This is a genomic window from Paenibacillus sp. FSL M7-1455, from assembly GCF_038004655.1.
Classification (GTDB): Bacteria; Bacillota; Bacilli; order Paenibacillales; family Paenibacillaceae; genus Paenibacillus_AQ; species Paenibacillus_AQ cookii.
In genome coordinates, this window is sequence record NZ_JBBORO010000001.1 from 706,220 (window position 1) to 729,445 (window position 23,226).

At 54.2% G+C, this 23,226-nt stretch carries 22 protein-coding genes; 18 read left to right on the forward strand and 4 right to left on the reverse strand.

Translation table 11 applies throughout. The features are described 5' to 3' along the window. The 5 genes from NYE48_RS03085 to ltrA all read left to right on the forward strand — a co-directional run bounded on the left by NYE48_RS03085 (position 1) and on the right by ltrA (position 4,889). Entirely contained in the window at positions 1 to 321 is a 321-nt protein-coding gene (locus NYE48_RS03085; protein WP_212952253.1) for a cytochrome C oxidase subunit IV family protein, read from the forward strand. Between the two features lie 100 nt (positions 322 to 421). Continuing rightward, entirely contained in the window at positions 422 to 1,330 is a 909-nt protein-coding gene (ctaG, locus tag NYE48_RS03090) for a cytochrome c oxidase assembly factor CtaG (protein WP_340996818.1), read from the forward strand. A 33-nt stretch (positions 1,331 to 1,363) separates the two neighbouring features. Next, positions 1,364 to 1,828 (forward strand): DUF420 domain-containing protein, encoded by a 465-nt coding sequence (locus tag NYE48_RS03095; RefSeq protein ID WP_036708792.1) that lies wholly within the window; start codon positions 1,364 to 1,366, stop codon positions 1,826 to 1,828. Positions 1,829 to 2,195: 367 nt separating this feature from the next. After that, positions 2,196 to 3,014, forward strand: coding sequence for a DUF4850 domain-containing protein (locus NYE48_RS03100; protein WP_340996821.1), 819 nt, complete (start codon positions 2,196 to 2,198; stop codon positions 3,012 to 3,014). Between the two features lie 483 nt (positions 3,015 to 3,497). Further along, complete coding sequence (gene ltrA, locus NYE48_RS03105) at positions 3,498 to 4,889, forward strand: group II intron reverse transcriptase/maturase (protein ID WP_340996822.1); 1,392 nt, start codon at positions 3,498 to 3,500, stop codon at positions 4,887 to 4,889. A 102-nt stretch (positions 4,890 to 4,991) separates the two neighbouring features. Here the strand turns inward: ltrA and NYE48_RS03110 are convergent, their stop codons facing one another. From NYE48_RS03110 to NYE48_RS03125, 4 genes are all read right to left on the reverse strand, one after another. Continuing rightward, positions 4,992 to 5,918: a DUF4261 domain-containing protein gene (locus NYE48_RS03110; RefSeq protein ID WP_340996823.1), complete on the reverse strand. Its 927-nt coding sequence runs from the start codon at positions 5,916 to 5,918 to the stop codon at positions 4,992 to 4,994. 14 nt (positions 5,919 to 5,932) lie between these two features. Further along, positions 5,933 to 6,820, reverse strand: a complete 888-nt coding sequence (locus NYE48_RS03115; RefSeq protein ID WP_212952675.1) for a YwqG family protein — start codon at positions 6,818 to 6,820, stop codon at positions 5,933 to 5,935. Between the two features lie 218 nt (positions 6,821 to 7,038). Continuing rightward, a complete protein-coding gene (locus tag NYE48_RS03120) occupies positions 7,039 to 7,890 on the reverse strand; it encodes a GRP family sugar transporter (protein WP_340996824.1) in 852 nt (283 codons plus the stop codon). Positions 7,891 to 7,905: 15 nt separating this feature from the next. Beyond that, a complete protein-coding gene (locus NYE48_RS03125; protein ID WP_340996826.1) occupies positions 7,906 to 8,871 on the reverse strand; it encodes a metallophosphoesterase family protein in 966 nt (321 codons plus the stop codon). Positions 8,872 to 9,174: 303 nt separating this feature from the next. On the opposite strand from NYE48_RS03125, the gene NYE48_RS03130 reads away from it, so the two are divergent. The 13 genes from NYE48_RS03130 (at position 9,175) to NYE48_RS03190 (ending at position 23,220) form a co-directional block, all read left to right on the forward strand. Then, positions 9,175 to 9,954 carry a DeoR/GlpR family DNA-binding transcription regulator gene (locus NYE48_RS03130; protein ID WP_339322422.1) on the forward strand — a complete coding sequence of 260 codons (780 nt, stop codon included), beginning with the start codon at positions 9,175 to 9,177 and terminating at the stop codon, positions 9,952 to 9,954. Positions 9,955 to 10,406: 452 nt separating this feature from the next. Further along, entirely contained in the window at positions 10,407 to 11,243 is an 837-nt protein-coding gene (locus NYE48_RS03135) for an alpha/beta fold hydrolase (RefSeq protein ID WP_340996828.1), read from the forward strand. A 169-nt stretch (positions 11,244 to 11,412) separates the two neighbouring features. After that, positions 11,413 to 11,844, forward strand: coding sequence for a MarR family winged helix-turn-helix transcriptional regulator (locus NYE48_RS03140; RefSeq protein WP_036715011.1), 432 nt, complete (start codon positions 11,413 to 11,415; stop codon positions 11,842 to 11,844). Between the two features lie 52 nt (positions 11,845 to 11,896). Beyond that, positions 11,897 to 12,457 carry an NADPH-dependent FMN reductase gene (locus tag NYE48_RS03145; RefSeq protein ID WP_036715010.1) on the forward strand — a complete coding sequence of 187 codons (561 nt, stop codon included), beginning with the start codon at positions 11,897 to 11,899 and terminating at the stop codon, positions 12,455 to 12,457. A gap of 124 nt (positions 12,458 to 12,581) precedes the next feature. Continuing rightward, the gene (locus tag NYE48_RS03150; RefSeq protein ID WP_340996833.1) at positions 12,582 to 12,926 is read left to right on the forward strand and encodes a transposase; all 345 of its coding nucleotides are present in this window, start codon (positions 12,582 to 12,584) and stop codon (positions 12,924 to 12,926) included. Continuing rightward, complete coding sequence (locus NYE48_RS03155) at positions 12,848 to 13,732, forward strand: IS3 family transposase (protein ID WP_340996834.1); 885 nt, start codon at positions 12,848 to 12,850, stop codon at positions 13,730 to 13,732. The genes NYE48_RS03150 and NYE48_RS03155 overlap by 79 nt, the downstream gene beginning before the upstream one ends. Positions 13,733 to 14,158: 426 nt before the next feature. Further along, positions 14,159 to 14,410 carry a DUF5684 domain-containing protein gene (locus tag NYE48_RS03160; RefSeq protein ID WP_340996836.1) on the forward strand — a complete coding sequence of 84 codons (252 nt, stop codon included), beginning with the start codon at positions 14,159 to 14,161 and terminating at the stop codon, positions 14,408 to 14,410. A gap of 482 nt (positions 14,411 to 14,892) precedes the next feature. Next, the gene (locus tag NYE48_RS03165; RefSeq protein ID WP_212952668.1) at positions 14,893 to 15,159 is read left to right on the forward strand and encodes a CD3324 family protein; all 267 of its coding nucleotides are present in this window, start codon (positions 14,893 to 14,895) and stop codon (positions 15,157 to 15,159) included. 119 nt (positions 15,160 to 15,278) lie between these two features. Further along, positions 15,279 to 15,551 carry a hypothetical protein gene (locus NYE48_RS03170; protein WP_212952666.1) on the forward strand — a complete coding sequence of 91 codons (273 nt, stop codon included), beginning with the start codon at positions 15,279 to 15,281 and terminating at the stop codon, positions 15,549 to 15,551. Between the two features lie 189 nt (positions 15,552 to 15,740). Further along, on the forward strand, positions 15,741 to 17,483 hold the full coding sequence (locus NYE48_RS03175; RefSeq protein WP_212952664.1) for a methyl-accepting chemotaxis protein: 1,743 nt from the start codon (positions 15,741 to 15,743) through the stop codon (positions 17,481 to 17,483). Between the two features lie 217 nt (positions 17,484 to 17,700). Beyond that, a complete protein-coding gene (locus NYE48_RS03180; protein WP_212952662.1) occupies positions 17,701 to 18,354 on the forward strand; it encodes a carboxylesterase family protein in 654 nt (217 codons plus the stop codon). Positions 18,355 to 18,631: 277 nt separating this feature from the next. After that, positions 18,632 to 20,266, forward strand: coding sequence for an SWIM zinc finger family protein (locus tag NYE48_RS03185; RefSeq protein ID WP_340996846.1), 1,635 nt, complete (start codon positions 18,632 to 18,634; stop codon positions 20,264 to 20,266). After that, on the forward strand, positions 20,263 to 23,220 hold the full coding sequence (locus tag NYE48_RS03190) for a DEAD/DEAH box helicase (RefSeq protein WP_340996848.1): 2,958 nt from the start codon (positions 20,263 to 20,265) through the stop codon (positions 23,218 to 23,220). The genes NYE48_RS03185 and NYE48_RS03190 overlap by 4 nt, the downstream gene beginning before the upstream one ends. The last annotated feature ends 6 nt before the right edge of the window (positions 23,221 to 23,226 follow it).

Here is a 23,226-nt window from a genome sequence, read left to right on the forward strand (position 1 = left end):
ATGACGACAGAACATCAGGCGAATCGTGGCATCGTGAAACATAGCGAGCGCCACGAGGGGCCTCAAAAGCATATCATCGTTTTCATTTTCTCCATCATTCTGACAGCCATTGCCTTTGCGGCCGTTATGGCGGGCGGAGTGAACGCCGCGTTTACCGTGCTGCTGCTCCTGGTGATGGCCATACTTCAGGTTCTCGTCCAAATGGGTTATTGGATGCACTTGAAGGATCGCGGTCATTTGATTCCGATTATCTTCATGATCGGCGGATTTTTCGTAGCCGGTACGGCGATTGTCACAGCATTGTACTGGGTATGGTGGTAAAATAGATAAAGAGGCGGGCTTTGTTGCCCCCTCTTTTTTCAATGGAAGGCCATTGTCACAAATTCGACAGAACTGATACCGCTTGAGAGGAGGTTTTCACATGCTGGGGTTAGAATATTTTAGCTTTAGCGAATTGTTTAGTCCGCTGTTTCTGGCGTGTATGCTGCTTGTAACGGCTGCATATTTTGTCGTGATCGGTCCGCTTAGCGAGAGGTTTGCGGGGAGCGAACCCGTCCCTGTAAGCAAAAAAATCAGCTTCGTCTGCGGTATGCTGGTGTTATACCTTGCTCAAGGCGGCCCAATCAGTCTGCTCGGACATTTGATGTTTACGTTCCACATGACGACGATGGCATTATCCTATCTGGTGGCGCCGCCGCTGCTTATGATGGGGATACCGGCGTGGTTGTGGAGAGCGATTTTAAAGGTGAATCCGTTCAAAAAGCTGGGATTTTTATCCCGTCCGATCGTCGCCGCGCTCGTATTTAACGGATTGTTTTCGTTTTATCATTTTCCGGCGGTACATGACTACGTCATGCTGCATTTTGCCGTGCACCGTCTATATTATCTGGTGCTGTTCATTGCGGCTATTTTGATGTGGTGGACGCTGATCAATCCGCTCCCGGAAAAAGACAAAGCTTCGGGGCTGGCCAAAATCGGTTATATTTTCTTGAACATGGTGCTCCTGACGCCGGCTTGCGGCCTGATCATATTTTCGGCCAAGCCGATGTATGCCACGTTCAGCGATCCGAACGTATGGGCCGAAGCGATGGGGTATTGCGTGTCGGGCGATCCGTCCAAGCTTCTGCAAGCGTTTGGCGGCCCAACCTTTTTTAACATCATGAGCACGAAGGTCGACCAGCAGGTAGGCGGCATCGTCATGAAGTTCATTCAGGAGTTCATTTTCGCCTCGATGTTGGGAAGAGTATTTTTCCGCTGGTATCGGGCCGAAAATAAGGAAGAAGACATTCCGCCTGCCGAGTTTAACGAAGGTTCATTGAATCGGGCGTAAACCGCCCGCTTTTGTGAAGTAAGGAGGATTTCGATGGATTTATATACGCTGCTGCCGACCATCAGCACGTCGTTTATCGTCATCAGCGCGATTTTGGTGGCTATAGGCTGGGCGCTCATTATTCGCGGCAAACGGGAAGCCCATAAAAAAGTGATGATCCTTGGTGCCGTTGCAGCGCTCCTGTTTTTCATCATTTACGTGTCCAGAACGGCATTCGTAGGCAACACGTCTTGGGGCGGCTCGGATGAGCTTCAAGTATACTATCAGATCTTCCTCATCTTCCACATTACCCTAGCGACCGTAGCTGCGGTGTTCGGGATTACGACGCTGGTGCTTGGCTTCAAGGAGAAATTCGCGAAGCACCGGAAATGGGGAAGAGTGACGGCAACCATCTGGTTCATTACCGCCATTACGGGGGTCGTGGTTTATGTCCTGCTGTACGTCTTGTATCCGGGCGGGCATACGAAACCGGTTTGGGACGTTATTTTGGGCGCTTGACCAAGCGAATATGTTCATTCGAGTGAACGGCTTTAAGAAAGACCTTTTCAAGTTGACCTGGAGGTGCTTCGGCATCTGATACATGCAGGCCAAATGAAAAGGTCTTTTTGTTTTTTCTCCCTCATATTAGTATTTGTGCGCTTTTTCGCGGCAACCGGATGATCATGATAAGGGGTGAAAGCATCAAGTCGGACAATTTACAGAAAAATTAAAAAATTGATAACTTTATGGTTCCTCATTACGTCTAAAGAGTATAAGAGTGAAACTCCAAATCACTAAAGAAGGTCCGGGGATCCACATGAAACGTATCGGCAAAACTTCATCGGGGAATATGAGGGGAAGGCTTTACATCTTGGCGGCTGCCGTTATGCTAATCCTGCTTTTTACCACCTCGTTATCAACCCCCGGCTCGATGTCGGCAGACAAGCAGCATGATCAAGAACAAACCGGTCAGCATCCGGAAGACCAGCCCGCTTCGGGCCAAGAAGGCGATTCAAGCCCAGGGCAAGGCGGTCCTGCAAGCACAAGCGAGCAGGCAAGCGTGCAGTGCGGCGTGCTGAAGCTGGATCAACCGGGAGAAGGCATCGGTCAGATTCCGCTGTATTGCATCTCGGGAGCGTTTTACGGCGAAATTACGCCGCCGAATGTTCCGCATAAGGATTTGCCGATATTGCGGGGAACCGCCATTCCGGTTCCTGAATTGGCGCATTGGGGAGCGTTTTTCCTGAATGAAGGCAGCAACCATGGTTATTTGCTTCTGGCTCCGCGCCACTGGAAGGTCGTGACGGCGGATACCGGCATGGACGGCTCGGTCAAAATCGAGCTCCAAGACCCGTCCAACCCCCAAATCCGCATGACGTACCTGGACACGGGATCCTGCGGCGGATGCGCGATTCAAAGGATCGGAAGTTATTTTCCGGGTATGAAGGCATGGGCGGAAGAACAAGGGATGGTCCCGGATCTGCCGGCATTCGAAAACCGTTCGATGCTGAACGAACATGTCGTTCAATATCGCATGCAAAAAGACGCCGAAGCCTATCAGACGTTCGGGGCGGCCTACCGGTTTACAGGGCAGGACCATACCGCTTTTTCGATGCTGGAAATCGAAGCGCCCGAAGCCCAGCTGAAGGTCGTGCAAAACATGCTTGATTTTTTTTCCAAGTATCCGGCTGCATTCGTTTATTGATAAGTGAATCAAGTCCTTGCGCCGCAAGGCCCGAGATCCGTTACTGCGGATCCGGGCCTTTTTTTCGGTACGCCCAGCATGGGCGTCATCTCTAGGGTGAAAGTCCCGAACGGGGGCTGGCGAGCGCCTACCGTTAGCTAAGGGCAAGGGTGTCTGCCGCGAGGCAGAATCCGAAGGAAGCCGGAGGCAAAAGCACGGGCCAAGGTACACGAACTGGATTTGAGGCAGGGATAGCCGGATGAGCTGCCCGAACACAGCGAAATCCCAAGCCGCCAAGAGCTATTTCTGTAAACTCCAGTGGTCGCGGGCGGAAAGATGACGTTCTTATCTGGGGAGGCCTGCGGGAGGAAAAAAAATGCGAAGTCACTTCGTAACCGTAACCGAGAGGTTGCGCTGAACCCGCAGGAGTCAGCAGAGGTCATAGTACGTGAGTACGGGACGCCGGAAAGCGGAAGGACCGAACCGAAAGGAGAGAGGAAACCGATGCGTTCGAGTGAGGAGCAAAGAAAGCCGAATATCCCGCAAGGGAGCTGCCGACAAAGAGGAGCGGTGAAGCCGCAAGGGTATGTTGGAGCGCCGAGCTCTTCACCGGCACAAGTCGCCCCTTCCCCTCGCGAAGATCAAAACGACTTGCTGGAGAAGATGCTCGAAGGAAATAACCTTCGGCTCGCCTACAAACGAGTGGTTCAAAACGGGGGAGCTCCTGGTGTGGACGGCGTAACGGTAGCCGAGCTACAAGCTTACCTGAAAACCCACTGGGAAACGGTGAAAGCCGAACTTCTGGCGGGAACCTACCGGCCGGCGCCAGTCAAACGGGTGGAAATCCCCAAACCCGGAGGCGGCGTACGGCTGCTGGGCATCCCGACCGTGATGGACCGTTTCCTCCAGCAAGCGCTTCTGCAAGTGATGAATCCGATATTCGACGCAGACTTCTCGTGGTACAGCTACGGCTTCAGACCCGGAAAGCGGGCGCATGACGCGGTGAAGCAAGCGCAGCGGTACATCCAAAGCGGCCGAAGATGGGTCGTAGATCTGGACCTGGAGAAGTTCTTTGACCAAGTGAATCACGACATGCTCATGGCAAGGGTGGCGCGGAAGGTGAAGGACAAGCGAGTACTGAAGCTGATCCGAGCCTACCTGAGTGCCGGAGCGATGGAAAACGGAGTTTGCCAAAAGACAGAGGAAGGAACCCCCCAAGGCGGTCCGCTGAGTCCGCTGCTGGCAAACATTCTGCTGGATGATCTGGATAAAGAACTCACCAAGCGAGGCTTGCGCTTCGTCCGCTATGCGGACGACTGCAATATCTTTGTCGCAAGCAAACGGGCAGGTGAACGTGTCATGAGATCGATAACTCACTATGTAGAAGGAAAGTTGAAACTGAAGGTGAATCGGGACAAAAGTGCCGTAGACAGGCCGTGGAATCGGAGATTTCTTGGTTTTAGCTTTCTGAGGAATAGACAGGCGACGATTCGTCTGTCCCCTAAGACGATCTCCCGATTGAAGGAGAAAGTCCGGGAGCTAACGAATCGTTCCCGGTCCATATCGATGGAAGAGCGAATTTTAAAATTGAACCGCTACCTCATGGGATGGATTGGATACTTCCGGATAGCTTCTGCCAAGGGCCACTGCGAGAGATTCGACAAATGGATTCGAAGAAGACTGCGCATGTGCTTATGGAAACAATGGAAGCGAGTGCGTACACGTATTCGAGAACTCCGCGCCCTGGGCGTGCCAGAATGGGCCGCTTTTATGATGGCCAACTCCCGCAAAGGAGCTTGGGAAATGTCCCGAAACATAAATAACGCCCTTCCGACAACCTATTGGGAAGCGAAAGGGCTGAAAAGTTTGCTTTCTCGTTACTTGGAACTTCGTTAACCTTTTGGAACCGCCGTATGCGGACCCGCATGTACGGTGGTGTGAGAGGACGGGGGTTTGCCGCCCCCTTCTACTCGATTGTTTCGCTTGCTGCGCGTTTCCTTATTCGGTTGGTGCCGCGCCTTGCCTTCCCGCATAATGCGGCTCGCCCGGATTCAGGTCAATGACGACGCGGTGCGGGGCGGCCAGCGCGTATTGGTGCTCGCAACGCCAGCGCATGTCCTCGGTGAACCCGATCGTTTCCCCGTCGCTGATGATATCTCCCTGGTTAAACAGGTAATAGCCGATGTTCATCAAAATCCCGGCGACTTCATCGGGATTCAGGTCGTAAAAATGGCACTGCACGTCCGGTATGCCGAGCGCCGCCAGCCCGACGGTATCCATCAAAGCTTCATGCCGCCCGCTTCCCGAACCTTCCACGTTGTAAAAACGGACGTTCATCGCACCGTACAAGCTTTCCCCTTCTTCAATGGAAGCCAGATACGCGCGGGGTTCGACCAGCTTATCGCTTGCCCGGAAATAGACCGCGTCGCATGGAGCGGTTTCGAGCACGGCCCGCAGCGCTCCGGTAAACAGCTCAAGCCGGGATTTCGGCTCCAAGCCGGACGCCATCATTTCGACGAGCAGCAGCGAGTGCTTGCATTCCTGCACCGTTGGTTCCGCTTCCTGCCAATGCCAGGCCTGCTGGATCGCTGCGGCGTAATCGGCAGCCGGACGGCTTTCGATCTCCATCAGGCTCGTTTGGGCGGGCATTTCTCCTTCCGCATAGGCAACCATGTAGTTCAAATGGAAAAAGTGAAGGTGCTTCTTCTCGGCTGTTTCATTGGCCTCCCATACGGCCAGCCCCGCCTGTTTTTCCGATTCCGGGCGGTCCAATTTCCCGGTATGCCGTTCCATGTTGGCATAAAGCAGGTCCCGATCGAGCTTCGGCTGCTCCTTATACATGAGTTCAACCGAATACACCCGCGCAAACCCGAAGTCTTGCTCTTGTTGAAGCATTTCTTTCGTGTCCAGTGTTCTCTCCTCCATTCCTGCGTTAAACGTCAGCTTGAATACAACGAACAATAGGTACGGTCGAAACGGCCTGCCTGCAAATCCTCCTTGCGGATGAAAAATTGCAGGGCGCCGGCATCCCACCAGCAAAAGCCGACGTCGTCGTCCGAATCGATTTCGAGAAGCAGCAATGTATCCCGGATTTCCTGCTTCGCCTTTTCTTCGTTTCCGCCCAAATGGGCAGCGATCCGCCTCAAGGCATGATCGGTGTTGTAATCGTAATGCTCGCCCGTCAGGATCCTTAAAGCCGCTTCGTATTCGGCGTCGCCATGCTGCCCGTCAGGGTAACCGAACAACAGGGCGACATCCCCGTTTTGGCTGTTCGTGACGGACCAGACGAACTCCTCGTAATCCTCGTAATCCGTCGTATCGTTTTCGACCTGCTCCGTATCGGCATAAGCAAAATTGGGAGGTTCCAGCGTGGCTCTCGGTTCAAGCCGGTATGCGCGAAAAGCGCCTTCGAGCGCGGTCGTCCCGGGCGCAGGGCGGCGCGAAGCGGAAGCAAGCTCCTCCTCCGGCACATGGATGACGCGGTGCTCGATATTGTAAGCCGGCTCGTCCACGCCGACGAAAAAATAAAGCATGCCGCGGTCCGGAAGCAGCAAAGACTCATTCGCGGCCGCCAATTCCTGCAAATTCAGCTGCACCAAAAAGGTCATCGGCACGCCTTCCGATGTGGCCGGCCAATCGATCCGTGCAGGCAGGTCGGGATCTCCGCCGATGCGGGAGCCGCCAAGCCGGCCATCGTTCGCCTCGCCGGCCTTGGTGCATCGGATGCCCTGGCGCGTATGCTCCAACAAATAAGATAAGGCATGCTCGAATCGGTGTTCCCGGATCAACCCTTCCAATTGCATGCGATTCCGATCATTCAAATGCATCATCTCCCCCCCCAATCTCTGACGTCTAAGCTTCGCCCATGAAACCTGAATATCCGGTATATCCAATTCCGTGTTAGCTGACATCAGGCGACAAGCAATAAGCTTATCATACTATGTATCCTTAAGACGGTTCCATAGTACCATGTGCCCATAGCGAAACGATGTTCGGCCATGAAACGCATAAACCGCCTCCCGTGACGGGAAGCGGTTGTTCTTGTTCACCCAAGCATGCCCACCAGCAAAATGCCGCAAAAAACGACGATCGACGTGGCAATCCGTTTTAGTCCATGCTGCTCCTTCAAAATCAGGATGCCGAGGAAGGTCGCGAAGACGGTGCCGATCTCCCGCAGCGGACTGATATGCGCCATCGGCGCCTGCTGCATCGCAAATAGGAAAAGCAGGTACGAGCCGGGGTTCAGAATAGCGCCGAGCAAAATCGTGGAACGGTTCTTGCGCCATTCCTGCCGGAGCTGGCGGGAGGCCAGGACGAGCGGCGTGAGCCCCAGGACGAAGCCGATATTGGTCGCTTCGGACAAAGCCAGCGGGGACAGGTTCTCCAGGTTCAATTTATCCACGAACACGTAGCTGGTCGTACACAAGCCGACGCACAGCGCGAGGGCAAAAGGTTTTAAGCCGTGCGGCCGGGCTTCGGCGCGTTTGCCGCCGAGTCCGCTGAGCAGGAAAAAGCCGCCGAGCATGCAGACGATACCGATCCAACCGTACACCGAAAGCGATTCATGGAGAAAAAGGACGCCGATGATCGGAATCAGCAGCGTGCTTGTGCCCCGCATAATCGGGTAGATTTGCGACAAATCGCCAAGCTCGTAGGTTTTGGATAACAGCCAGGAATACAGGGCTTGCAGTGCAACGGATAGCAGCAGCAGGCCGTAACCGCCCCAAGTCAGCGGATTCCGCCACAGCTCGGCGACCAAAACCGGGAGCAAAATGACGGAGGGGATCATCATGATCGACCAAAGGAAAACGCCTTTATTCAGGCTCCGTTTCGTAAACATGCTCCACACGGCATGGGCCATGCCGGAAGCGAGAACGAGCAAAATCGAAAATACCATGGATGATAAGACCCCTTATGCTTTAATTTGTTCCTGATCCGGATGGTGGACCGGCTGCTCGGCGATGACCGATCCGTCGTCAAGGCGGAGCCACGTGGCAAAATCCGATTCTCCGGCCGTCAGGCGGATCACGCGCGCGCCGCGCGGGAAACCTTCCCTGCCGTAGGTGTTGTATCCGCTCGCCCGTCCGTAACAAAGGCGAATGCCATGCAGCGTGCCGTAATAATCGTTGACGTGGTCATGGCCGCAAAACGTTCCGATGACGTCGCCCATTTCAAGAAAAGCCGTAAACAATCCCGAATTGACGGGAGCGCAGCAGACCGGCTCGTATTTATGCCCGTAACACGTCTGCGTGTCCCACACTTCCCGGTATTCCGGAACCGGGATGTGGAAGAAGGCGAGCGCGGGCACTTTGCCTGCCTTTGCCTCAGGATTCAGCCGCCGGGATTCCTGTACCAGCCAGTTGATCTGGTCCCGTCTCACCCAGTTGTAGTAAGGAACGTGCGGCAGGGGGGAGACATCGCCGGAATCGAGGAAATAAAGGTTAGCCGCCGGTTTTCCGTGCGCATCCAGCAGTTCGACGGTATAGTTGCCTTCGCCGGCAATCTCTTTCGGACCGGCCTCCGCGACGGAATGCTTATGCTGCATGGCAAGCCGAATCAGCTCTTCCCGGGTAATGCGTTGTTCGGTGTCATGATTGCCGAAAACGACGGCCCACGGGATGCCCCGCTCTTCCACGGCGCTGACGGCTTCCCGGAAAGCCTGCTCCGGGTTTTCGCATTCGGTATATCCGGGAGAAACGGGGCCGGTATAGATGACATCGCCGGTAAAGACGACGAGATCCGGCTTTTCAGCGTCCAACGTCAGCTCCATGAGGGCACGGGTGCGGTGATCCTCGGGTTCCCCGTTTTTCCAATGAAGATCCGTGAATTGAACGATCGTAAAGGTTCCGTCCGGCCGGAAGGATAATTGGCGGCTCATCGATTTGTTTCCTCCTTGTAAAAAATACATATTGTATTGTTGTTGTTTTATGCGTAAATATGTTGTTTTCGTGTTGATTGTATGCCCGGCGTAAAATGTTGTCAATTCTTTTTTTCATTGTACGGCATTTTTCATAAAAATAGGGAGAGGCGTGGCCCGGAAGAACCGTGGAACTTTTCCCCGCCCTTCCGGACCAAGGATCCTTTGTCGTTTGACAATGGTCATGCGGACCGAATAAACTGAGGAAAACAACAACAAAACACATAAAAGCAATTGGTATTGCTTAGGTAAGGAGGAACAGATATGTCCCTAACCTATGAGGAGCGGCGCGAAACCATTCTTGCCGAGCTTGGCGCAAAAGGCAAAGTTCAGGTGCATGCGCTTGCCGGCATATTCAACGTATCCACCGAAACGATCCGGCGCGACCTGGACCGGCTGGAAAAGGAAGGACGGCTGCGGAAAGTGTACGGGGGAGCGGTTCAAACCCGTTCGGAACGGATCGAACCGACGTATCTTAAAAGATCCCAGATGCACAGCAGCGAAAAACGCGCGATCGGAAAGCTTGCGGCTTCTTTGGTGGGAGAAGGGGAGACCGTCCTGCTCGACAACGGAACGACGACGATCGAAATCATGCGGGAGCTGAAGGACCGGGCCGACGTCACCGTCATTACGAGCTCGGTCACGATATTGACCTGTGCGCTGGACGGGTTCCAAGGGAAAGTCATTTTTGCCGGCGGCGAGGTGAATATGGGCTGCCAAGCGTCGACGGGGGCCATTGCCCACCAGCTGCTGGATCAATTTAAAGTGAATAAAGCCTTCATATCGGCCGGCGGCATTTCGCTGGCGGACGGCATCACCGAATACAACTTGGAAGAAGCGTTGTTGTCGCGCAAAATGATGCAGCGGACCGAAGAGGCCATTTTGGTGGCGGATCACTCCAAATTCGGGGTGACGACCTTTGCGCAAATTGCCCCGATCGAGCAATTTTCGATGATCGTTACGGACCCCGGCTGCTCCCGGGAATGGATCGATGCGCTGAACAAGCTCGATATTGAAGTGTTGATCAGCGGCACCGGCAGCTAGGGAAACGGATTTTCAGGAAATGATTGTATTTTATCCACGATTATGTTAGGATAAAGGCAATTCAAACGGACGGAGGGATACGTGTGTTGATTTTTTTTCCGGTTTCACTTTAAGCGAATAAGTATCTGCTTGAAGTCTGTGCTTTTTGGCGCAGTCATCGGAAAAGGATCAACATGCGAAAGGCCGGGTCTTGGACGACCGGCTCTATTTCGACGGGCAAGGATGGGTTATAACGAATATCCTGTTTATTATGGGTATAAGGAATGAGGAACCGAGCGTTTAACGTCCTCTATACCGAGCGTGCTTCTTGCGCATGAACAGGCAATGTTGTTTATGCCTTTGGAAGTGCCCGGATCCCGTGTTTCATTCCGTTTTCCGATGACTGCAAACCGACACAGGCGAAAGCCTGTGTTTTTTTATTTCGTTCAAATACGGAAACGGAGGAATATGAAATGACGGAACGATTGATACAGACGCGCGGCGTCGACATTTGCACGGAAAGCTTCGGAAACCCGAAAGACCCTGCCGTGCTGTTGATTATGGGAGCTACCGTATCGATGATTTGGTGGGAGGATGCGTTTTGCCGAAACATCGCGGATCAAGGGAGGTTCGTCATCCGCTACGACAACCGGGACACGGGCCGCTCGGTGACCTATGAGCCGGGAAATCCCGGGTATACGTTCGAGGATCTGGCAGACGATGCGATGGGAGTCCTGGATGCGTACGGCATCGAAAAAGCCCACATCGTCGGCATGTCGATGGGCGGCCTGCTGACGCAAATCATTGCGCTGCGGCATCGGGAGCGGGTGCTTAGCGTGACGCTGCTGGCGACATCCAATTTCGCGCCGGGGCTGCCTCCGATGGAAGAGAAGGTGGAGCGGTTTTTCGCCGAGCAAGGAAACGTCGATTGGTCCGACGCGCAAGCGGCCGCCGCTTTTTCCCTGGCAAGATGGAGGGTGCTCAGCGGTCCCGGCCGGGTGCTCGACGAACAAAAAATAGCGTTTTTATCGGAATTGGAGGTGAAACGCGCCGTCAACCCGGCAAGCATGTCGAACCATGCTTTTGTGACCGGCGGGGAAACGTACCTGCAAAGAACGCAGGAAATCGATGCGCCTGCGCTCGTCATCCATGGCACGGAAGATCCGATCATTCCGTATGCCCACGGCGTGCATTTATCCGAAACGATCCCGAATGCGAAGCTGCTGACGCTTACCGGTGCCGGGCACGAGCTTCACCCCGACGATTGGGACGCCATGATTCAGGCGATCGCTCACCATACGTCCGGTTAACCGGACCATCTGCAGACGGCTAACCTTAGACTACCCTTTCGGAATGAAAATCCCCTTGCGAGCGAACAATGTAGCAGGGGGGTTTTTGCGTGATGAATTTGACAAGACCGGCCAATCATAGGATAATTGATTAGTCAACTGTTGCTATATCAACTAATGAGGTGATTCGGTGGGTTCCCACGTGTTCGACAACATCGGGGTTTTGATTCATACCGTGGATTTGGAAATCTCCCAATATTTAAAAAAACAGCTGGCTCCTTACCGGCTGGCGCCGGAACAGTATCTGGTCCTTGCGCTTCTTCGGGAGGAGGAAGGGCTGTCCCAGAACCAAATCGCCGAACAGCTTGGGAAGGACAAATCCGGGATCGCCCGGATGATTGCCAGTCTTGAAAACAAAGGATTTATTCGCAGGAGCGGCGGTTCCCAGGACCGGAGATCGGTTGAAGTCTACCTGACGGACCAAGGCAGGGAGCTTGGCCAAACGCTCGAATCCATCCATATCGCGGCGCGGGAGATATTAAGCAAAGGGTTGACGGAAGAGGAAACCTCGGAGCTCAGGCGGCTGCTCGGAATTGTGCGCAACAACGTGCGGCGGGTATAGCGGCCCGGGCTTGTGAAGCATACTAACGACACACCAATTGGAGGAATGAAGCATGAAAGTGATCGCGCTCGTAGGCAGCATCCGCAAGGACTCGTACAACCGTAAGCTTGCAGAGTATGTAAAAAACACATTCAAGGAACAAATGGACGTTGAAATTTTGAACCTCCGCGACATTCCTTTTTATGACCAGGATATCGAAAACGATCCGCCTGCTCCCGTTCAAGAACTGAGACAAAAAGTGGCCGCTGCCGACGCGGTTCTGTGGGTAACCCCGGAATACAACTACTCCATCCCGGGCGTGCTGAAAAACGTCATCGACTGGCTTTCCCGCGGCGACCGCGCTCTGAACGGCAAACCATCCTTCATCATGGGCGCTTCGATGGGGCTGCTCGGCACGGTTCGGGCGCAGCAGCATTTGCGCGATATTTTGTTTTCGCCGGGCGTCAACTCGCCTTTGCTCCCGGGCAACGAAGTGTATGTGGGCGTCGTGCACGAGAAAATGGACGATAACGGAAACCTCAAAGACGAAGCGACCGTTATTTTCATCGAATCCGTCATCAACAATTTCGTGAAATGGTTCGACCGGCAGGCTGCGGCCGCAGCTTCGAAATAATCGTTTTGCGATTCAAAAAAATAAGGAAAAAGACCCTCTGCGGCAAATGAAGTGCACCCCTTAGAATAGACATTGGAAAAACCCCTTGGTTTAACCGATGAATTTCTAGGGGGTGTATTTTTTTATGGCGATTAAAGGTCAAAAGTTTAAGACATATTCTGAGGAAATCAAAATGGAGGCCATCCGCCTGCACGTAGAGGAAAAATGGACATATCGGCAAATCAACGAACACTTAGGAATACAAGATAAGGATCGAATGAAGCGATGGATGCGTAAATACCGTGAGCAGGGTGAATTTGGTCTACTGGATCAACGAGGAAGGCGGAAGGAATATTTAGATCAGGAGCGATATGTTCAGCAGTTGAAACGGGAGAATGCGATGCTAAAAAAGTGTTTAGAAATCTGGATGCGGGAGGGAAAGAACAGCGTTTCAAGCTCATCGAACAAGCAGCGAACTTCGGGCAAATAGCTGAATATTGCCAACTCCTTGGCGTCTCTAGAAGTGGTTACTACGCATATTTGAAGCGGAAGAACAACGATCGAGACGCCGAGGCTAAACGACTCATCCACACGGTGTATAAACGCTACGAAGGAAGGTATGGCTACCGGCAGATCCAGTTGTTCTTGTGGCAGGATGAAGGTGTGTGGATGAACCACAAGAAGGTGCTTCGCCTTATGCAAAAGCTCGGTCTTCAAGCCAGCATTCGCCGGAAACGTCGATTTAATATGACATACCAGGCTGCCGAGCGTGTAGCTGATAATTTGCTTAAGCGAAATTTCACAGCCGAAAAACCAAGCCAGAAATGGGTGACGGATGTGACTCAATACCGGATAGGCGAGCGCTGGTTGTATCTCTCGGCAGTGAAAGACCTATTCAATAACGAGATTGTGGCCTACCAACTTAGCGAACGCAACAACAATGAGCTGGTCCTCCAGACCTTCGCCAAGGCATTTGCAAAGCAAAAAGACGTGACCGGATTGATCGTTCACAGCGACCAAGGGTTCCAGTACACGTCTCATGCTTACCACGACATGCTGCCAAAGGTTGGCGCCCAAATCAGCATGTCTCGCCGGGGCAATTGCCTAGACAACGCCTCCATGGAGAGTTTCTTCTCGCATCTCAAAACGGAAGGACTCTATCCCTATGATATACGAAATCTGGCAGAGGCACAAAGACGAATTGAGAAATACATAAGTTTTTACAACCGAAGACGACCACAGCGTAAATTAAACAAACTGACGCCGGTAGAGTACCGACGCCAGTTTCAAGCTTAGGTGTTTTTTCACTGTCCACTAAATGGGGTCTTGACCAAAAACCGCCGGGGGTCTTTTTGACGTTTCCGCAAATTTTGGGGCATAAAAGCGGCGCTTGCAAATATGGTATTAAAGGTTATGCAGAAAAAGACATCAGTCCCGGGAAGTATTTTTATGTCGAAATTGAGGATTTTTTAGAAGGATTTTCAAAATAAATCGCGAATTAGGAGAGGTGCATTTTTAACTAAGGATTTCGGCAAATCCTGAACTTGGAAATTTTATATATTTATTTAGGGGGTATTTTTAGCACATGGCAGCTTTTATGGTCTTGATTTATCTGTAATTTATTTTGCCGTTTGCGGTGCATTCTTTCAGCTCGCGAAAAAGGCCGGAAGGGACGACATCGCCTGGTTTGCGTTCATTCCGATTTTAAACAGCATCTTGCAATTGAAGCTGATCAAGCAAAGCGCTTGGTGGGTTTTGATCCTGCTGGTGCCGATTGCGAACGTCGTGTTTGCGATTATCTGGCAGATCAAGCTGCTTAACGCCTTCGGCAAAAACGGGGCTTATGTGCTGTTCGCCATTTTCCTGGCGCCGGTATACTTGATCCTGTGGATGGTTTGGGGCTACTCCAGCAGCACCGTTTATTATCTGAATAACACGCCTCCGGCGCACAACGGACCAACGGCTTCTTTCTAAGGGGATATAACTAAAACGAAGTAAGGACAGGGCCGCGGGAGGCCGAACATGAATCCCTGCATACGCACGCGCTACAGCGGAAGCGCGGACGGATTCATTCCGCCGGAGCCTTGGTTCTGAGCGGATTACTCCCGTATGAACAAGAGTTAAGAATGCACCGTATTCACGGCCGCTTCCAGCGATGGAGGCGGTTTTTTCTGTTCTGCGGCATCTGCTTGGCGGTTTGAAAAACTGGCTCCCTTTCGAATCATGTAGTATATTGAAATCAAATCGGGAAACCGGAGGGAAACAGCATGGCATTTGCGAACAGTTTCAGGGAAGGCTCCGCGCAAAGTTCGTATGGCAGGATACGGCGGCGGTTATTTGCAGCGGAGCGGCATCGGTTCCAAACCGCCCATTCTTTGCATTAGGCCGAATAGCCGGATGTCATAGGGACTTTGCTGCTTTATATCGAATTTGGATATAAAAGGAGCAGAGGAAACATGAAATATATCAATGCCGAATCGGTTTTTCCCCGACGGCTGCTGGAAGAACTGCAGCAATATGTCCAAGGCGGCTGGGTGTACGTCCCGACCTTGAAACATTCGCGTACCGCGTGGGGAGAACGGAGCGGAAACAAGGAAGCCTTGCGGAGGAGGAACGCCGAAATGAAGTCCCGGTTCTCCGGAGGGGAATCCATTGAACGGCTGTCATCCGAATACGGATTGGCCTACGACACGGTGAAAAAAATCGTATATTCCAAAATGTAACGTCACGGCCCGCCGACTCGTCCGCGGGTCTTTTTGTGCCGAAAACGATTTGCAGCGTTCTCGGTCTATTTTTTTTCGTCCTTCGCCCGTAAAATGGGCTTCATAAAGGAGGGGCCGCGATGAACGTGACCGTGGAGTTATGCGCTCCGGAAAACAAAGGGATCATTTATAATCTATATCCGCTATATTTGCATGATTTGGCCGAAATCCGGCAGGAGCCGCCGAATGCGTTCGGCGTTTTCGAAGATACCGATGAGTACAAGACGCTGCAGTCGCAGCAGCCGCTTTTTGATATTTGGTGGCAAAAGGAGCTTTTGTCGAAACGGACGAGATTTTGCCTCATTACGGGAGCGTTAAGACCTTCCGTTTTCGCAGCAAAGGAAAATAAATAAAAAAAATTAGATCTTTTTGCCCATTTGGGAAAAATTGCCCTTCATATATGCCCACCAAAATGACGATATAACAATCATCACAGTGCTGGTTGCTCAGACGACGCAATTTTGTGTAGAGACGATAGAGAACAGAAAAGCGCGCCCTGAAAGACGGCAATGAAACTTCAAACATTAGGTGGGGTTGTGTACATGAAAAGAAGAAGCAGTCTCGTGTTCAAATCGATCATTGTCCTGTCGGTACTATTTTTTCTTATGGAAAGCATTCTTTCGACATTAAACAATTTTCGACTCCGCGACGAGCAAATGACCGGCCTGAACAATATTCAGTGGACGTTGAAAAACGTGATCGCCGAGGAAATTCCGTACATCGAAAAAGCCAAAACGCTTCTCGGTTCCGACGAGTTGATGAAGGACGAGCATATCCTGCTGATGCAGAAGCAACTGGACAGCATGAAAAACAACGAAAAAGTGTCAAACAGCTACATTTATATGCCGGACGTGGAAGCAACGGGGGACATCGGCAAAATGACGCTCATTCTGGGCAACAGCGAAATGTATCAAAAGGGACTCCGGCCCGGTAGCGTCTATGAAGCCAAAGGGGAATTCAAAGAGGCCCTGGATGAAATGAACAAAAAGGGATTTGCGATTTCGGACGTGTATACCGACGAGTTGGGCGAATGGGTCAGCATCATCAGCGAAATCAAAGATGCCAGCGGGAAGAGAGTGGCCGTCTTCGGCGTCGACTTCGATTACGACGTGATTGCGAAAATGCAGCGCGACCGGACGATCCAAACGACGGTGATCGGTACGGCGCTTGCGGCCTTGTTCATCGTGATCGTGATCTTTATGGTAAGGGCGATTTTGCGCCCGATCTCCCAGCTGTCCAAGCTCAGCATTCAGGCGGCGGAAGGCGACCTAACCGTCGTGGCCAAAGTTAAGAGCAGAGACGAAGTCGGCGTGCTGGCGGCCAATTTCAATACGATGATCGGCAATATCCGCCATTTGATCGAAAACGTGCAGCAGACGTCCGAAAAGGTCACCCAGTCGTCCAAAGCGCTGTCCGCAAGCGCCGAACAGACCTCCAAAGCGACGGAGGAAATCACCCGCGCGATTCAAGAGGTTGCCCAAGGCTCCGAAACGCAAATGCAATCCGCGCTCGAAAGCCAGATTGCGATGGAAGAAATGGCGGTCGGCATTCAGCGCATTGCGGAATACTCCTCGCGCCTGTCCGAACATGCCCAGGAGGTCGCGCAAAACGCCGAGGCAGGCAACCACGTCGTGCGGCAGTCGGTAGACGAGATGCAAAGCATTAAAACGTCCGTGGCGGACACGATGACCATTCTGAAGGAATTGGAACAGCGCTCCCTTGAAATCGAAGAGATCGTCTCCATCATTTCGAACATTGCCGGCCAGACGAATCTGCTTGCGCTGAACGCCTCGATCGAGGCAGCCAGAGTCGGCGAACACGGCAAGGGCTTTGCGGTCGTCGCCCAGGAAGTCCGGAAGCTCGCCGAGCTGTCGGGTTCGTCTTCCGAGCAGATTTCCGGCATGCTGAGCGAGATTAGCGCGTATATCAGCCGGGCTTCCGCGGCCATGAATACGAGCATCGGTCAGGTCGAGCAGGGCTCGCAGTCGGTGCAAAAAGCAGGAGAGGCGTTTGGCGAGATCGTCGTTTCCCTGCAGAACGTCACCGAGCAGGTGCATGAGGTGTCCGCTTCCGCCCAGGAAATGTCCGCGGGCAGCGAGCAGGTGGCTGCATCGCTTGAAGAGCTGGCCCGGATCGGGAAAAACGCCTCGGGTTATTCGCAAAGCGTGGCCGCTTCCTCCGAGGAGCAGATGGCCTCGATGCAGGAAATCGCAGGTTCGGCCGCGATGCTGCAGGGCATGGCGGACGATCTGGAAAAAGAGGTTCGCGTATTTAAATTGAAATAACGAAGGGAAAAGGGCCCTCTTTCGGGAGGGTCCTTTTTCACGGGTGCAGTGGATGCGTTGACTGGTTGCGGTCGGTGCGTTTCACCTGTTTCCGCCAAAAGACGGTAAAAGCAGGAGATCGGCCGGTGATTGGCGTATCATTTTGGGAGAGATAGATTTGAGTTTGCCCGGGCCCGACAAAAGGTCCGAATCATCGAATCGAAAGCGGGGAACCAAAGTGAGCCAACAAGCCTGCAACATGGAAAAAGAAATCACAAAGAAGGTCACCTTGAACTATTTGCTGCATGTACCGCAAGAGTATGATCCGAACGCGGACCGAAAGTGGCCCGTCATCCTGTTTCTTCATGGCGCCGGAGAACGCGGCAGCGACATCGAGCAGGTCAAAGTCCACGGCATCGCTCGCATTGCGGAACAGGATCCGTCCTTTCCGTTTATCGCCATCTCCCCCCAATGCCCGGAAAGCTCCGATTGGGCGCGGCAAAAGGATGCCGTGATTGCGGCGCTGGACGAAGTGATGGCTGCTTACAACACGGATGCCTCCCGCGTATATTTAACGGGGTTAAGCATGGGCGGTTACGGCACTTGGCTGCTGGCCGCGGATCTTCCGGACCGGTTTGCGGCGGCCGCTCCGATTTGCGGCGGCGGCAGCTGGATGGATGCGTTCCGGCTGACGGACATGCCGATTTGGGCTTTCCACGGGGCGAAAGACGACGTGGTGCCGTTATCGGAATCGGAGAAAATGGTCCAGGCGGTTCAAAATGCCGGCGGCAGCCCGAAACTGACCGTGTATCCGGAAGCCAACCATGATTCGTGGACGGAAACTTACGACAATCCCGAACTTTATGAATGGTTTTTGAAGCATTCGCGGTAATATAAGGACCGAGCCCTGATTCATGCCCTCCCGGCACGTTTGGGCTCGTTCGAAGATTCCCAAGCCGTCCGTGATGCGCTTGGAATTTCGTAGCAAGAAAGGCCGCGGCACTTTTGAAGTTGCATTTCCGTATGAGAACCCTGCCGTCCGCAAGGCGTGCAAAGGGTTCTCTTTTTTTATGGGAGCGGCATGCCGAGGCTTACGGTTTTATGGCGGAATCGGATATGATAGAGTAGATGCACATCTATTAATACTCCGCTAGGAGACGATAGTCCAAATGGATACGAATCATATGATCAACGATATGGAATGGCAGAAGCTCATTGCGGACGTCGGCGAGCAGTTCAGCGACGTTACGATCAAACGGGGCTTTCAATATTATAAGCAGGGGTTTGTCCGCGAGACCCGTCCCGAAGGGGCCGGGGGAATCGAGGCCGTCGTCGGGGGCAGCGAACCTTTGGAGGTTGTTGTCCAAACGGAGGCTTTATCCGCCAGCCGCTGTTCTTGTCCGGAGGGGAGCGGGTGCAAGCATATCATCGCCGTGCTTCTGGATTACGCCAGCCGGCAAGGGCGTTCCGTCCATGCGATCGTCAATGCCCATGCTACGCTGAGGCTGCAGAAGGCTTACGTGGCGCTGCCGGAAGAGGGTGAAGCTCCGGCGCGGACGGGAACGCGCGGAGGCGGCGCGTCGCTCAAGGAAAAGGCGCTGCGAATTCCCGAAATCAGCATCGCCGAGTGGCATGTTTTGTTCAAACAATGCATTACGCCGCTGGAATTCGGGAGCCCGAATGCCGGGTACGCCCGAAACGCGATAGCCGCCATCGAGTCGATGAAACCGCCGCTTTCGCCCGGGATGGAGCAGCTGTACGATCTTCATGCGCATTTGTTTATGCTCATCAAACTGGTGAAGCCCGCACATTCATTGCTGCCGGCCGCCGGCCACTTGGGATACCACGTGCAGGTGGCTGCGGATGATTTGCTGAAGGCGATGCGGGAGATTTTTGAATGGGGCATCCCGCTTGCGACGGAACCGGAGCTGTGGCCGCGGGTGACGAAAACGCTGACGTATTTGCGCAGACAGATGCTGACGGAAGCCAAAAGCCATCAATATTTATTCGAGGCGTACGACCGGCTGTGGCTGAAGTGGCTTCGTCCGCATCTCGGGGACGACCGGATGTACCGGGAAGAGCTCGAAAAGCTGAAAATCGCCGAAGAGGATTTGGGAGACGGTTTGTCCCGTCTTTCCTGGATGCTGGCGCACAGCCGGGTGTATTTTCTTATGGGCGAAGACCGGCAAGCATGGACGTGGCTGCATGGCGCAAGCAAAGCTTTTATCGTCCCGCACGGTTTTTTATTTTCGTTTTTGGGAGAAATCGCCGAAGCAGGGGAATGGACGCGGCTGTCGGATTGGCTTGTTGTGATCGGACCGCTGCTTAGCGGCCACCGGAAAGAGCAGGCTTCCGATTATATGCGCTATTGGGGCATGGCCGTTCGGCATGCTCCGGAGTCGGAGGAACGAATGTGGCAGACGCTGGCCGGAATGCTTCCCCAATCCAAAGAGATGTATGAGGAGGCGCTGCTGGATTACGGCAAGTGGCAGCCGTGGATGGATATGCAGCTGAGCGCGGGAACCGAACCGCTGGAGCTCCGCGTCAGCGTCCTGCAGCCGCTGGAGAAGGAGGCGCCCGAACTGCTGCTTCCTTTTTACCATCAGGCGGTCGAACGTTATATTTTGCTGAAAAACCGGTCGGGATACAAAGACGCGGTCAAGCTGCTCAAGCGTCTCGGCAAGCTGTACAAAAAAATGAAGCGGGAAGAGCGGTGGGAACAGTTCCTGGATGCCTTCGTCGACCGTCATGGGCGGCTGCGGGCCTTGCAGGAGGAGCTTCGGAAAGGAAACCTGATATCATGAGTTCTTATTTGACGTACGCGGAAACCATCACGGTACATCTTCGCTTGAGCGCGCACGGGGATGCGCTGATTTTCGGGACGAACCCGGCCCGCCGGTACGTGCCCGGGCTGCAATTGAAACAGCGTTTGTTTGCCTGGCATGAAGCGTCTTTCTATGGCACGGATTTAGAACTCCAGAGCGTGAAGGACGCGGAGCTGGTGGTTTTGCCCGCCGAGCAGGTCATCCCTTTTTTCGGGGAATTGAAGCTGCTGGAGCATGTCGCATGGGAATGGGATGAGCAAGCGGAGCTTTTGCTCCGGCTTGCACCGCCGCTCTATAAGCTTTTGCGGGAGCGGCGCTTCCACCCGAGCCTGGCCGCGGCTTTGGCGGGAAGGCTCGGATGGACGTGGGACGAGGCTTATTTGAGCGCCTCGGCCCGCCAGGACATCGGCCGCAGCAGCAGGGAATTTGCCGAGGGACTGCGGGCTGCGTTTTCGGCCGCGGCGTTTCAGCAGCATTTCGGGACGGAGACCGCCGCCGCCGATTTGCGGCGGGAGTATCCGATGCTGTTTGCGCGGAGCGGCGCGATGGAGGGGCTCGACGAGGAAACGTGGCTCGTTTCCATCGGGTGGAAGGCCGATACGTCGCCGTTTCGGCCGCTGCTGCAATTGCTGGAGCCCGATGAGCAGCATCCCGCATGGCGCCTTCGGCTGGTGCTGCAGGACAAGCAGGACCTGTCCATGCTTGTTCCGGTTCGCCTTCGTACCGACGGCGGCATAACCGGCGAATGGCCGGCGGCATGGGCGGGCCATGTCCGGGACCGTGCCGCAGGTTGGGCGCAGAACTTGCGGGCCGTTCTGCCCGGATTGGCGCAAGGCGCGCAGGGCGATCTGTTCGCGAGCCCGCTGAACGATGCGGCGGCCTGGCGGTTTTTGACGGTCGACAGCCGCCGCCTCCTCGAAGCCGGATGGCAGGTGCTGCTGCCCGCCTGGTGGGAGGCCGCCGGCCGCCGCAAACCGAAGCTCCGCGCCAAAGTCCGTTCGGGCGAAGGAGAAGAGGCTGCCCAAGGAGGCAGCTCGTTGTTTGGCCTGGGTTCGATCATTCAATTCGACTGGCGGATCGCGATCGGCGAAACCCAGCTGACGGAAGGCGAGTTCCAGGAGCTGGTCGAACGCAACGAACGGCTCGTCCGGTTCCGGGGAGAATGGATCATGCTGGATCCTGTCTTGGTCAAGCAGATCGGCCAAATGATGCAGGGGATCGATCGCAGGCAAGGCATGTCTTTGCAGGACGTGCTTCAGCTGCATCTGCAAAGAAGGGACGAGAATCGGAAGACCGACGGGGAGACAGGCGAACCGGAAGAGGAAGCTTTGTCCCGCGTGGAGCTGGAGGTCGAGCTGAACGACCATCTCGAGCGGCTGTTCGGCCAGCTCGGGCAGCAGTCCGGATGGTCGAAGCCCCCTATTCCCGAGGGACTGAAAGCCGAGCTGCGTTCCTATCAGTACGACGGGTATTCCTGGCTCGCGTTTTTGCGGAAATTCGGTCTGGGCGCTTGCCTTGCGGATGACATGGGTCTCGGAAAAACGGTGCAGTTCATTACGTATTTGCTCCATTTGCAGGAGACCTCCGCGGATCCGGACGGCAGAAATCCGTCGCTGCTGATCTGCCCGACGTCGGTCTTGGGGAATTGGCAAAAGGAAATCGGCCGGTTTGCCCCTTCCTTGAAGGTGATGCTGCATTATGGAAGCCGGCGTGCCGACGAGCGGGGCTTTCGCGAGGCCGTCCGGCAGGCGGACGTCGTTCTGACCTCTTATGCGACGGCGACGCTCGATCAGGAGCTGCTCCAGGAAATGACGTGGGAGTCGCTTTGCCTCGACGAGGCCCAGAACATCAAAAACGCCCAGACCAAACAATCCGCAGCCGTCCGCAGTTTTCCTGCCCGGCATCGGATCGCGCTGACGGGCACGCCGATCGAAAACCGCCTATCCGAGCTTTGGTCGCTTTACGATTTCATGAATCCGGGATATTTGGGCAGCCTGAAGGCTTTTAACGTCCGGTTCATCCAGCCGATCGAAAAGGAGCGGGACGAGCAGCGGACGGCCCAATTGCAGAAGCTGGTCAAGCCGTTTATGCTGCGGCGCAAAAAGAAGGACCCGGCCATCCAGCTTGCCCTGCCCGACAAAAACGAAATGAAAACCTATATTCGTTTGACCGCCGAGCAGGGGGCCCTGTACGACCAGACCGTCAACGACCTGATGAACCGGGTGCAGAAGCTTGAAGGCATGGCCCGGAAAGGAGCGATTCTTTCGGCGCTTACCCAACTGAAACAGATATGCGATCATCCGGTGCTGCTGACGGGGGAATCCTGGGAAAATGCCGACGAGGACGGCGGCGATATCGATACGCCAACATTGATCGGCCGTTCGGCGAAACTCGAACGGCTGCTGGAAATGGTGAAGGAACTGCGCGAAGACGGGGAACGCTGCCTGATCTTCACCCAATATATCGGCATGGGCGAGATGCTGCAGCGCGTTCTGGGCCAAGAGTTGCAGGAGCCGGTGCTGTATTTGCACGGCGGCACCTCGAAAACCGCCCGCGACCGGATGATCGAGCAATTCCAGTCCCGCACACTGCCGTCCGAAGCGCAGCCGAACGTGTTCATATTGTCCATCAAGGCGGGCGGGGTCGGTCTGAACCTGACCGCAGCCAACCATGTGTTTCACTTCGACCGCTGGTGGAATCCCGCCGTGGAGAATCAGGCCACCGACCGAGCCTACCGGATGGGGCAAACGAAAGACGTGCAGGTGCACAAGTTTATCTCCATCGGGACGCTCGAGGAACGCATCGACGAAATGCTCGAAAGCAAGCAGCAGCTTAGCGACAACGTCATCTCCAGCACGGAAAGCTGGATCACCGAGCTGTCGACCGAAGCGCTTAAGGAGCTGTTTACGCTGCGCAGCGATTGGAGCGGTTGATGGATT